The organism is Sphingomonas sp. LR60, assembly GCF_036855935.1.
In the GTDB taxonomy this organism is placed as follows: Bacteria; Pseudomonadota; Alphaproteobacteria; order Sphingomonadales; family Sphingomonadaceae; genus Sphingomonas.
Window position 1 is genome coordinate 1,350,317 of record NZ_JASPFK010000001.1, and the last position, 12,127, is coordinate 1,362,443.

General features: G+C 66.7%; 9 protein-coding genes, 1 other RNA gene and 1 pseudogene. 6 read left to right on the forward strand and 5 right to left on the reverse strand.

All coding sequences use genetic code 11. The features are described from left to right. Positions 1 to 14: 14 nt before the first annotated feature. From QP166_RS06110 to ftsH, 4 genes are all read left to right on the forward strand, one after another. Positions 15 to 866, forward strand: a complete 852-nt coding sequence (locus QP166_RS06110) for a helix-turn-helix domain-containing protein (RefSeq protein WP_333915111.1) — start codon at positions 15 to 17, stop codon at positions 864 to 866. 85 nt (positions 867 to 951) lie between these two features. After that, positions 952 to 1,818: a hypothetical protein gene (locus QP166_RS06115; RefSeq protein WP_333915112.1), complete on the forward strand. Its 867-nt coding sequence runs from the start codon at positions 952 to 954 to the stop codon at positions 1,816 to 1,818. Position 1,819: 1 nt separating this feature from the next. Further along, the gene (tilS, locus tag QP166_RS06120; protein WP_333915114.1) at positions 1,820 to 2,827 is read left to right on the forward strand and encodes a tRNA lysidine(34) synthetase TilS; all 1,008 of its coding nucleotides are present in this window, start codon (positions 1,820 to 1,822) and stop codon (positions 2,825 to 2,827) included. Positions 2,828 to 2,962: 135 nt separating this feature from the next. After that, positions 2,963 to 4,873 (forward strand): ATP-dependent zinc metalloprotease FtsH, encoded by a 1,911-nt coding sequence (gene ftsH / locus QP166_RS06125; RefSeq protein ID WP_443027244.1) that lies wholly within the window; start codon positions 2,963 to 2,965, stop codon positions 4,871 to 4,873. Between the two features lie 297 nt (positions 4,874 to 5,170). Here the strand turns inward: ftsH and ligA are convergent. Next, positions 5,171 to 7,309 (reverse strand): annotated as a pseudogene (gene ligA / locus QP166_RS06130) (NAD-dependent DNA ligase LigA). 40 nt (positions 7,310 to 7,349) lie between these two features. Continuing rightward, positions 7,350 to 7,781 carry an RrF2 family transcriptional regulator gene (locus QP166_RS06135; RefSeq protein WP_333915117.1) on the reverse strand — a complete coding sequence of 144 codons (432 nt, stop codon included), beginning with the start codon at positions 7,779 to 7,781 and terminating at the stop codon, positions 7,350 to 7,352. Positions 7,782 to 7,826: 45 nt separating this feature from the next. Between QP166_RS06135 and ssrA the strand changes: the two genes are divergently transcribed. Beyond that, positions 7,827 to 8,174, forward strand: a transfer-messenger RNA (tmRNA) gene (gene ssrA / locus QP166_RS06140). 554 nt (positions 8,175 to 8,728) lie between these two features. On the opposite strand, the gene QP166_RS06145 is transcribed toward ssrA, so the two are convergent. Together QP166_RS06145 and QP166_RS06150 are read right to left on the reverse strand one after the other, a co-directional pair. Continuing rightward, entirely contained in the window at positions 8,729 to 9,517 is a 789-nt protein-coding gene (locus tag QP166_RS06145; RefSeq protein WP_333915118.1) for an SDR family oxidoreductase, read from the reverse strand. 14 nt (positions 9,518 to 9,531) lie between these two features. Continuing rightward, entirely contained in the window at positions 9,532 to 10,677 is a 1,146-nt protein-coding gene (locus tag QP166_RS06150; protein WP_333915119.1) for an acyl-CoA dehydrogenase family protein, read from the reverse strand. Between the two features lie 412 nt (positions 10,678 to 11,089). On the opposite strand from QP166_RS06150, the gene QP166_RS06155 reads away from it, so the two are divergent. Beyond that, positions 11,090 to 11,587: a CHAP domain-containing protein gene (locus tag QP166_RS06155; protein WP_333915120.1), complete on the forward strand. Its 498-nt coding sequence runs from the start codon at positions 11,090 to 11,092 to the stop codon at positions 11,585 to 11,587. 7 nt (positions 11,588 to 11,594) lie between these two features. On the opposite strand, the gene msrB is transcribed toward QP166_RS06155, so the two are convergent. Beyond that, on the reverse strand, positions 11,595 to 12,092 hold the full coding sequence (gene msrB / locus QP166_RS06160) for a peptide-methionine (R)-S-oxide reductase MsrB (RefSeq protein ID WP_333915121.1): 498 nt from the start codon (positions 12,090 to 12,092) through the stop codon (positions 11,595 to 11,597). Positions 12,093 to 12,127 lie beyond the last annotated feature (35 nt).

A 12,127-nucleotide genomic window follows, 5' to 3' on the forward strand; every position in this document is an offset into this window, starting at 1 on the left:
GGTCGGAGACAGGAATGAGCGAAGGCGAGCATTCGGCGCAGGCGACGTCGCCGAGCGGCGCTCCGCAGCCCGGGACGGTTGGTGCCCGTTTGCGTGCGGCTCGCGAGGCGCAGGGGATGTCGGTGGCCGAGGTCGCGGCACGGACCCGCGTGACGCAGCGCTTCCTGGAGGCGCTGGAGGACGATCGGCTCGATCTGTTGCCGTCGCCGACCTATGCGTCGGGGTTCGCGCGGGCCTATGCGCGCGCGGTCGGGCTCGACCAGGCCGAGATCGGGCGCGGCATTCGCGGCGAGCTGGCGCGCGGCGCGATGCCGATGCGGCAGCACCATATCGAAGAGATCGCCGATCCCTCGCGCGGGCCGTCGCGCTTCACGGTGATCGTCGCGGCCGGGATTGCGCTGGCGTTGCTGATCCTCGGGGTGCTGTGGCTGTCGACGGGGATGTTCCGCGGCACGCAGCAAGCACCCGAGACGGCGGCGAGCCCGACGGTCGTGGCGCGCAGCGCGCCGGTGCCGCCGCCCAGCCCGACGGCAGCGGCCGGCAAGGTGGTGATGACCGCGAAGAACGAGGTGTGGATGCGCGTCTATGACGGTGCGAACAAGACCTTGTTCACGGGCACGTTGCAGCCGGGGCAGACGTTCGAGGTACCGGCAGGGATTGATCGGCCGATGCTGAATATCGGTCGGCCGGATCAGCTGCAGGTCGCGGTCGATGGCCGGGTGCTCCCGCCGCTCGGCGATGGCAAGCGTGCGATGAAGGATGTCGGTGTCAGCGCCGAGGCGTTGGCGGCGCGGTTCGCGGGCGCACCCGCGGCGTCCGCCAGCCCGCTGGTGCCGCCCGCGACGCCGTCTGCGACTGGCCTGTGACGTTGCTGCGTCGCCTGCTTCAGGCTGGCGACAGGCTTGATACTCCAAAATACTATCCGGTGCCGACGCATCGGGGGACGGGAAGATGACGAAGTTTCTAGTGGGCGCTGCGATCGCCCTGACACTCGCGAGCCCGGCGCTCGCGCAGCGCGATGCGCCGGTCGAGGCGCGCGTCGACAAGCTGGAGAGCGAGATGCGCGCGGTGCAGCGCAAGGTGTTCCCCAGCGGGGCTGGGATGATGGTCGAGCCGCAGATCGCGCCGAGCGCGCCGACCTCGGTCGAGGCCACGGGCGTTCCTGCGACGAGCGCGATCACCGATCTGTCCGCGCGCGTCGCTTCGCTCGAGCAGCAACTGGCGTCGATGACCGGGCAGATCGAGCAGAACGATTATCGCGTCCGGCAGCTCGAGACGCAGTTCGCCGACTATCGCAAGGCGACCGACGCGAAGCTTGCCGCGCCGCCGGTCGCGACGCCGGTCGCCCCGGTCGGCGGTCCCGATGTGACCGTCCCCGAAGCGCCCGAACCTGCCAGCACCGCCGCGGTCGCCAAGCCGAGCACCGGCGATCCGGCCGAGGACGGGTATCTCTATGGCTTCCGGTTGTGGGAGGCGAAGCGCTATGGCGAGGCGGTGACGGTGCTCAAGAAGGTCGTCGCCGATAATCCCAAGTCGCGCCGCGCCAGTTACGCGCAGAATTTGATCGGTCGTGCCTATCTGGACGACAACAAGCCCAGCCTCGCGTCGATCGCTTTCTACGACAATTACAAGAAGATGCCGGATGGCGAACGCGCGCCGGACAGCCTGTTCTATCTGGGCAGCGCGTTGGTGAAGCTCGACAAGGCCGCGGACGCGTGCAAGGTCTATGGCGAGCTGTCCGATGTCTATGGCGCGACGATCTCCGCCAAGATGAAGGCCGATATCGTCAAGGCCCGTGCCGCCGCCAAGTGCAAGTGAGGTGACGCTGCGTCCGCTGCCTCCGGCGGCGGTCGCAAGGTTTCGCACCGACGTCGAGCGGCTGGTCGGGCGTGCGTTCGACGGCGCAAGCCTGTCTGAGACGGCGCGGCTGGCGTTGGCGGTGTCGGGCGGCGCAGACAGCATGGTGATGCTCCGGCTGAGTGCGGCGGCGTTTCCGGGACGGATCATCGCCGTGACCTTCGACCATCGTTTTCGTCCGGAGTCTGCCGCCGAGGCGGCGATGGTCGGCCGGGTGTGCGCGATGCTTGGCGTTCCGCATCAAACTCTTACACCGGCCGAGCCGATCGTCGGCAACAGCGTGCAGATGCGGGCGCGGGACGCGCGCTATGCCGCAATGGTGGCGTGGGCGACGGCGGCGGATGTGTCGTTCCTGCTGACCGCGCATCATGCCGACGACCAGGCCGAAACGTTGCTGATGCGGTTGCAGCGCGGCTCCGGGCTGTCGGGGCTTTCGGCGATCCGCGCGGTGCGCTTCGACAGCGTCGGCGTCGTCCTGCGGCCGCTGCTCGGGTGGCGGCGCGTTGAATTGCGGGCGATTGCCGAGGAAAGCGCAACGCCGTTCGTCGACGATCCGTCGAACCTCGACCCGCGGCATGATCGCACTCGGGTTCGCGAGTTGCTGGCCGCGACACCGGCGCTGGACCCGGTGGCGCTGGCGGCGTCGGCGGGCTTTCTTGCCGAGGCGGAGGACGTGCTCGTCCGCCATGCCGAGCGGATCTGGTCCGAGCGATGGCTCGGGCCGGATCGCGGCCTGGCGATCGCCGACGAACCGCGCGATCTGCGGCGGCGTCTGGTCCGCCGCGCGCTGGCGGAAACGCGCGCGCGACTCGGGATCGTCCTGCCGGCCTTCGACGGTGATTCGGCCAATGTCGAGGCGCTGCTTGACGCTCTGGAGGCCGGGAAAAGCGCGACGCAGGGCGGAATTATGGTCCGCAGCGTCCCGCAAGGCTGGATCTTTCGTGCGGCACCACCGCGTCGATCACTCTGACCGACGTTGTTCCATTGCCATTAACCTGTCCGAGCCTACATTATAGCCGACGAAAGGTAGCCGATGAACGACAACGACAGGCAGCCCGGAAACGGCGGCAACGACAATAACGGTTCGGGTGGCCCGAACCCGTGGATGAAGAGCCTGCTGATCTGGGTCGGCGTGCTGCTTTCGCTCGCGGTGGTGGTGACGCTGTTCGACGGTCGGACGAGCACCGCGCAGGGCAATACGATCGCTTACTCCACCTTCCTCGACAAGGTCGACGAGGGCACGGTGAAGAGCGTCAACGTCAGCCGCGACATGATCTCGGGCAGCTTCTCTAGCGGTGACAAGTTCCGCACCTATCCGGTGCAGGATTCCGGCTTGATGGACCGGCTGCGCAAGTCGGGCGTCGAGGTCGCAGGCAAGCCCGAAGAGGGGCCGTCGGTGTGGATGGTGCTGCTGTACCAGTCGCTGCCGTTCCTGCTGTTCCTCGGGATCGCCTTCTTCGTGCTGCGCCAGATGCAGAAGGGCGGCGGCGCGGGCGGCGCGATGGGCTTCGGCAAGAGCCGCGCCAAGGTGCTGACGCAGAAGGAAGGCAAGGTCACCTTCAACGACGTCGCCGGCATCGACGAGGCGCGTGAGGAACTGGTCGAGATCGTCGACTTCCTGAAGGACCCGACGAAGTTCGCGCGGCTGGGCGGCAAGATCCCGAAGGGCGCGCTGCTGGTCGGTTCGCCCGGCACTGGCAAGACGCTGCTCGCGCGCGCGATCGCGGGCGAGGCAGGCGTGCCGTTCTTCACGATCTCGGGTTCGGACTTCGTCGAGATGTTCGTCGGCGTCGGCGCGAGCCGCGTCCGCGACATGTTCGAACAGGCCAAGAAGAGCGCGCCGTGCATCGTCTTCATCGACGAAATCGACGCGGTCGGTCGTCATCGCGGTGCCGGCTTGGGTAACGGCAATGACGAGCGCGAGCAGACGCTCAACCAGCTGCTGGTCGAGATGGACGGTTTCGAGGCCAACGAAGGGATCATCATCGTCGCGGCGACGAACCGTCCCGACGTGCTCGACCCCGCGCTGTTGCGTCCGGGCCGCTTCGATCGACAGGTCGTTGTGCCGCGCCCGGATATCGACGGTCGCGTGAAAATCCTCGAAGTGCATATGAAGAAGGTGCCGTTGGCGCCCGACGTGGATGCGCGCACGATCGCGCGCGGCACGCCGGGCTTCTCGGGTGCCGATCTCGCCAACCTCGTCAACGAGGCGGCGCTGATGGCAGCGCGCAAGGGCAAGCGGCTGGTTGCGAACGCCGAGTTCGAAGAGGCCAAGGACAAGGTCATGATGGGCGCCGAGCGTCGCAGCATGGTCATGACCGAGGACGAGAAGCGTATGACTGCCTATCACGAGGCGGGCCACGCGATCGTCGCGCTGCACGAGCCGGCATCGGATCCGATCCACAAGGCGACGATCATCCCGCGTGGTCGCGCGTTGGGCATGGTGATGCGCCTGCCGGAGCGGGACAGCTACAGCTATCACCGCGACAAGATGTACGCGAACCTCGCCGTGGCGATGGGCGGGCGGATCGCCGAGGAGGTGATCTTCGGCTATGACAAGGTGTCGAGCGGCGCGAGCGGCGACATCCAATACGCCACTGGCCTGGCGCGCGACATGGTCACCAAATGGGGCATGTCCGACAAGGTCGGCCCGGTCGAATATGCGCAGCCGGAAGGCGAGAGCTTCCTTGGTTATTCGTCGAGTCAGCCGGTGCGGATGTCGAACGCCACCGCGCAGCTGATCGACGACGAGATCAAGGCGATCGTCGAGGGCGGTCTGCACCGCGCCAAGCAGGTGCTGACCGAGCATCTCGACCAGCTTCACACGCTCGCGGGTGCGCTGCTAGAGTATGAGACGCTGAGTGGTGACGAGATCAAGCGGTTGATCGCGGGCGAGGAACTCGATCGTCGCGATCATGGGCCGAAGACGCCTTCGATGCCGGCGGTCGGGACATCGATCCCGAAGACGAAGCGGCCGTCGGGTCCGTTCGGGAATCCGTCGCCTGCCGGGGCTTGAGGGTTCGGTAGTGATTGGGTGATGAAGGAGGCGGCCTGCGGGTCGCCTTTTTTTGTGCGCGGTTGGGAGCTCGTCATTGCGAGCGTGGCGAAGCAATCGAGGATCGGACCAGGACGCTCTGGATTGCTTCGCTGCGCTCGCAATGACGTTCGCGGTTGCTGCGCTATCAGTGACGGTGCGAGCCGCTTCCTTCATTCGTCGCCCCGGACTTGATCCGGGGCCCCGCTTCTTTCTTGGGAAGTAGGAGGTAAGAAGCCAAATCCCGGATCAGGTCGGGGATGACGTTGGGGGTGAGCGTTATTCGCCCGCGCGGGCGACGATCGCGTTCCATTCGGCTTCGTCGACTACCGTGATCCCCAGCTCGACGGCCTTGGTCGCTTTGGACCCTGCGTCGGGGCCGGCGACGAGCAGGTCGGTCTTCTTCGACACCGAGCCCGCGACGTGCGCGCCGAGCCGTTCGGCCTGCGCCTTCGCTTCGTCGCGGCTTAGCGTTTCGAGCTTTCCGGTGAACACCACTGTCTTGCCGGTGATCTCCGAACCGCGGGTCTCGACCACGAACGACGGGGGAGAGACTTGCGCGAGCAGATCGTCCCAGACCGCCTGATTGTGCGGCTCGTGGAAGAAGTCGGCGAGCGCGTGACCGACCGCCGCGCCGACGTTTTCGACCCCGATCAGCTCGGCGATCGCCTTGTCGAGGCGGGTGCGGTGACGCTCCGGTGTCTCGCCGATCACCGCGGGTAGCGCCTCGCGGAGCGACATGACCTCGCGTGCCTTGTCGGCGAGCGCGGGGAGGGTGACGTAGCGTTTGAGCAGATCGCGTGCGGTGACGATCCCGACATGGCGAATGCCGAGCCCGAACAGCAGCCGCGCCGCATCGGGTGCGCGGCGTGCCTCGATCGCGTCGAGCAATGCATCGACCGAGCGCGCCTGCCAGCCCTCACGCCCGACCAGCTCGTCGCGGTGGGCGGCGAGGCGGAAAATATCGGCCGGCTCGGTGATCCAGCCGAGGTCGATCAATTCGACGAGCGTCTTCTCGCCGAGCCCGTCGATGTCGAGCGCGCCGCGGCTGACGAAATGCTTGAGCCGTTCGAGCCGCTGCGCCGGGCAGACGAGGCCGCCGGTGCAGCGGACGTCGACTTCCCCTCTTCGGCGACCGCCTCGCTGTGGCAGATCGGGCAGTGATCGGGGAAGGCGAACGGCGGCAGGTCGGCGGAGCGCGGGAGCACCGCGACGATCTGCGGGATGACGTCGCCGGCGCGTTGCAGGATCACGCGGTCGCCTTCGCGCGCATCGAGCCGCGCGATCTCGTCGCGATTGTGGAGCGTGGCGTTGGTGACGACCACGCCGCCGACCGTCACCGGGGTGAGCCGCGCGACCGGGGTCAGCTTGCCGGTGCGGCCGACCTGGATGTCGATCCGCTCCAGCGTGGTCTGCGCCTGTTCCGCGGGGAATTTGTGCGCGATCGCCCAGCGCGGCGCGCGGCCGACGCTGCCCAGCCGCTCCTGCCAGTCGAGCCGGTCGAGCTTGTAGACGACGCCGTCGATGTCGAAGGGGAGGTCGGCGCGCCGTGCCTCGATCGCGCGATAAACCGCCAACGCGCCCGCCGCATCGTCACAGCGCGCGAAGGCGTCGGCGATCGGAAAGCGCCAGTCGCGCAAGGCGGCAACCACCGCGGTTTGCGTGTCGCCGGGGATCGCGCTGGCCTCGCCCCAGCCGTGCGCGAGGAAGCGGAGCGGGCGGGCGCGCGTGACCTCCGGGTCCTTCTGGCGCAACGATCCGGCCGCGGCGTTGCGCGGATTGGCGAATTGGCGGGCGTCCTTACCCGTCGCTGCGGCCTCGTCGGCGAGCCGGCGGTTGAGCGCCGTGAAGGCCGCTTTTTCCATATAGACCTCGCCGCGTACCTCGAGCACATCGGGCGCCGCGGGGAGCGTCGCGGGGATGTCGGCGATCGTGCGGACGTTGGCGGTCACGTCTTCGCCAACCGCGCCGTCGCCGCGGGTCAGTGCCTGTACCAGCCGGCGATCCTCGTAACGCAGCGAGCAGGACAGGCCGTCAATCTTGGGCTCGGCGGTCAGCGCGACCGGCTCCTCGGCACCGAGCCGCAGGAAGCGCCGGACACGCGCAACGAACTCCAGGACGTCCCCATCGGAGAACGCGTTGTCGAGGCTCATCATCGCACGGGCGTGCGCGACCTTGGCGAGGTGCGCGGCGGGGGCGGCGCCGATCTGGCCGCTCGGCGAGATCGTCGCGGACCAGCGCGGGGAAGGCTTGTTCGATCGCGCGGTTCCGCCGAACCAGCGCGTCATACGCCGCGTCGCTGATCTCGGGCGCGTCCTCGGTATGATAGCGCTGGTTGTGGTAGGCGATCTCGGTGGCCAGCCGCGCCAGCTCGGCAGCGGCGGCGGTGTCGTTCTCGGGCAGCGGCGCGTCGGTCATCGTAACGGGTTAGAAAACCCGCGCGGCAGCGTCCATCACTTCACGCCGCGGCGAGCTTCTCCGCCGTCGCATCGGCGAGGCTGGTGCCGTCGAGGATGCGTGCGGTTTCATCGCGCACGCGCATCATCGCAAGGCGGATCGCGCAATCGGCTTCGCTCTTGCAGTCCTTGCAGGGGCGGTAGGCGGTGCGGCTGACACAGGGGACGAGCGCAAGCGGCCCCTCGATCACGCGGATCACTTCGCCCAGCGAAATCAAATGCGCGGGACGGGACAGCACATAGCCGCCCATCTTGCCACGATAGCTGTGCAGCAGCCCGGCGTCGCGCAGATCGGCGAGGATCAGCTCGAGGAACTTGCGCGGCACGTTCGCCTCCGCCGCAATGCGCGTCATCGGCGTCGGGGGCGCACCGGCCGGGGCGGTGGCCAGGAACAGCATCGATCGTAGGGCATAACGGGAGCGCTGGGTAAGCATGACCCACTATATACAGGGATATTGTGGCGGGCAAATGGCCGCATGCCCCTTTTCCAATCGCTTCGGGTGCCCTATATCGCCCTTTGTCGGGTTCTACCCGGCTATGGCGATAAACTGCGGCGTAAAATAGACGCAGCGGACCCGGGGGCAGTACCCGGCGGCTCCACCATAAGTGGTGGTGTATCTGGACACCGTTTCTGACGGGGCCGAACCAGGATCGACGTGTGTTGAAAGGCGCTGTTTTCGCTCGGAATGGGACCACCGCAACGGCCCATTACACAAGTGCCAACGATAACGAAGCACTCGCGATTGCGGCGTAACTGATGGCCTAACGGCCTGACGTTACACCAAAATAGCGCGGTTGGACCCCACCGGGCAACAGAAGGGGATTCCAGCGGTACGGGGAGCACCGGGCAACAGAAGCTCCCCACTTTTAGATTACATTGCAAGCGATTGGCCGCCGCGGCTTAGTCGTCGCCAAGCAGCGACGACTTGCGCGGGATGGTTTCTTCGTTGGGCTGGCCCTTGTCGAGCTGGTCAGACGGGCGGCGCGCGTCGCCGTCCTGCTGATGCTCCGTCGACAGGTTGGGGCGCTTGGTTTCGGTCGTGGGGCGGATCGAATCGTCGGTGATCGCGTCGTCTCCTCTGGCTGGATCAACGGACTGCCTTGCGCGGGCGTTCCTTGCCTTAGTCGGGGCGACAGAGCGGAATGACCGGCACCCGTTTTGTCATTGCGAGCGTAGCGAAGCAATCCAGGGCGTCCCGGTCCTTCCCAAGATTGCTTCGCTACGCTCGCAATGACGCATGAGGTTCTAACCTGCGTCATCCCACATCTTCGTTGCCAATTATTCGGGACGTCGCCCCGTTGTTTGGCGGCGGCCGCAAAAGCGGGATCCCGGATCAGGTCCGGGATCATGTGGGAGGAGGATGACGGGGAGGGCAGGCGCCTAGCCGTCGATGCTGCCACCCAGCGAGGCATGGACGAGGCCGCCATCGACTGCGATCGTCTCGCCGACGACATAGTCTCCCGCCCGGCTGGCGAGATAGATGGCGGTGCCTGCCATGTCCTCGTCGGTGCCAATGCGGCGCGCGGGGATCGCCTTGGCCACCGCATCGCCATGGTCGCGCGCGGCGCGGTTCATCTCGCTGGCGAACGCGCCGGGGGCGATCGAGGTGACGTTGATGCCGTCGCGGATCAGCCGCGCGGCCAGCCGCTTGGTCAGATAGATCAGCGCCGACTTGGAGGCGTGATAGCTGTAGGTCTCCCACGGATTGAGCCGCAGCCCATCAACCGACGTGATGTTGATGACCTTGGCCGGGCGCTCGGCGTTCGCACCGGCCTTGAGCAGTGCGTGGAGCGACTGGGTGAGGAAGAAGGGCGATTTGACGTTGAGGTCCATGACCTTGTCCCAGCCGCTCTCCGGAAACTCCTCGAACGCGACGCCCCACGCCGCCCCGGCATTGTTGACGAGGATGTCGAGCCGGTCCTCGCGTTCCGCCAGGGCAGCGGCGAGCGCGCGGCAGCCGTCGACGGTCGAAACGTCCTGCGGCAGCGCGATGCAATTCTCGCCGAGTTCGGCGGCGGTTTCGGCGCAAGCCTCCGCCTTGCGGCTGGAGACATAGACGCGCGCGCCCTGCGCGACGAAGCCGGCGGCGATCATCTTGCCGATCCCGCGACTGCCGCCCGTGACCAGCGCGACGCGACCGTCGAGGCGGAACAGCTTGCCGGTATCCATATGAACCCTCTCCCTTATCCGCCGCGCTTCAATGTCTCGCGTGCGATGATCAATTGCTGGATCTGGCTGGTGCCTTCGTAGATGCGGAAAAGCCGCACGTCGCGGTACAGCCGTTCGACGCCGTAATCGGCGATATAGCCCGCGCCGCCGAGGATCTGCACCGCGCGGTCGGCAACGCGGCCGACCATCTCGCTGGCGAAATATTTGGCGGCGGCGCTCTCCAGAATGACATCGTCGCCGGCATCCTTCCTGCTGGCGGTGTCGAGCACCAGCGCGCGAGCGGCGAGCGCCTCGGTCTTCGAATCGGCGATCATCGCCTGAATCAGCTGATGCTCGGCTATCGCCTTGCCGAACTGGCGGCGGCTGGTGGCGTAAGCGACCGCATCGGCGATCAACCGTTCGGCGACGCCGACGCAGACCGCGGCGATGTGCAGCCGCCCGCGATCGAGCACCTGCATCGCGATCCGGAAGCCGTCGCCCTCGGCACCCAGCCGGTTCGCGACCGGGACGGGCACCTCGTCGAACACGACGTCGGCGACCTTCGCGCCTTTCTGCCCCATCTTCTTTTCCGGCGCACCGATGGTGACGCCGGGCAGATCGCGCGGCACGAGGAAGGCCGAGACGCCGCGCCCGCCCTTTTCCTCTCCGGTGCGTGCCATCACGGTGAACAGGTCGGCACGATCGGCATTGGTGATGTAGCGTTTCGTGCCGGTCAGCCGATAGACGTCACCGTCGCGTACCGCGCGCGTCGTGACGCTACCCGAATCGCTTCCGACGTCGGGTTCGGTAAGGGCGAAACTGGTGATGATCTCGCCGCTGGCGATCCGCGGAAGCCATGCGGTTTTCTGTTCGTCGTTGCCCGCGATCACCACACCTTGGCTGCCGATCCCGACATTGGTGCCGAAGGCGGAGCGGAACGCCGGGGTGGTTCGCCCGAGTTCGATCGCAACGCGAACCTCTTCGCCCATCGTCAGCCCGAGCCCGCCGTATTCGGGGGCGATCGAAAGTCCGAACAGGCCGAGCTCGCGCATCTCGGCAATGACGGCATCGGGCACGGCATCGTCGGTCTCAACCTGCGCCTCCAGCGGGCGCAGCCGTTCCGCCACGAAGCGGCGCACCGTCGCAATCAGGGCTTCGAACGTTTCCGAATCAAGCGCCATGGTGACAGCCTCATCCTCTCCGTAGACAGAGGCCGGCTTAGGTGCAGACCGACGGGTCGGCAAGCCGAGAGCGATACCTGACATTCGAAAAGCTCGCGATCCGCTTGTTGTTGCTGCCCGTACTGGTCGGCCGAAAAGCCGGTTGTAGCTTCGTGCGAATCGTCAGTCGGCCTCGGATCAGGTTGATTTTAACGCCTCGATAACACTCAAGGTCAGCAACGCTGACGTGATTTCCGGCGCAATGTTCGGTTCGTCGTCGGTCATCTTCGGTTCATCCGAAAAGGTTCCCGCGGCATTTGTTGATTCAGATCTTTCTGGTTAGCCGACTTCCATCAGTCCTGTTGACCGGGGGTCGCCCGTGAACGTCAAGGTTTGGACAGCGCGCTTTGCGCTGGTGGTTTCGTGCGTCCTGATGACGACTGCGCCGGCACAGGCGCGTTATCTGCAGTGCGTGCCGTTTGCTCGTGAAGTCTCCGGCATCGATATTCGTGGCAATGCCAATACTTGGTGGGGCCAGGCAGCGGGCCGCTATGATCGTGGCACCTCGCCGCAGGTCGGCGCGGTCATGGCGTTCAAGGCGACGCACGCGATGCCGGTCGGGCATGTGGCGATGGTCAGCCGGATCGTCAGCGATCGCGAGGTTCTGCTCACCCACGCCAATTGGTCGCGTCGTGGTGGGATCGAGCGCGACGTGCGCGCGGTCGACGTCTCGGCGGCGGGCGACTGGAGCGAAGTGCGGGTGTGGTTCGCAGAGGTGGGTGATCTGGGCACGAGCAGCTATCCGCTCGCCGGCTTCATCTATGCGGGCAAGGCACCGACGACGAACGAGGATGTCGCGCCGCTCGCGCCGCTGACGATTGCGACCGCAGCCGTGGTGCCGGTCGCCGGGGTATTGCCCGCCGAGCGTTGAGACGCGATCAGGCGGGGCGGAAGATCATCGCCACGCCATTCATGCAGAAGCGTTTTCCGGTCGGGCGCGGCCCATCGTCGAAGACGTGACCCAAGTGCCCGCCGCAGCGGCTGCAATGTACCTCGGTCCGTACCATCCCCAGCGTCGAGTCGCGATGATAGCCGATCGCGTTGGGCAAGGGCGCAGTGAAGCTCGGCCAGCCAGTGCCGCTTTCGAACTTGGTCTTCGACGAAAACAGCGGCTGGGTGCAGCCTTTGCACGCGAACGTGCCGGCGCGATGTTCGTTGTTGAGCGGGCTGCTGTACGGACGTTCGGTGCCCTCGCGGCGCAGCACATCGAAGGCCGCCGGACCGAGTTGCGCCTGCCATTGCGCATCGGTGCGGGTGACGGGGAAACGCTCCGCCGCGTCGGCGCTGCGCGACCCGCAGGCGAACAAGGTCGTGGCGAGAAGCCCGCCGCCAGCGACGGCAAAAAAGCGACGACGGTCCAAGGCTGTATCGGTCATTGCGGTGATATGGTGCGCGTCGGGCCAGCCGCCAG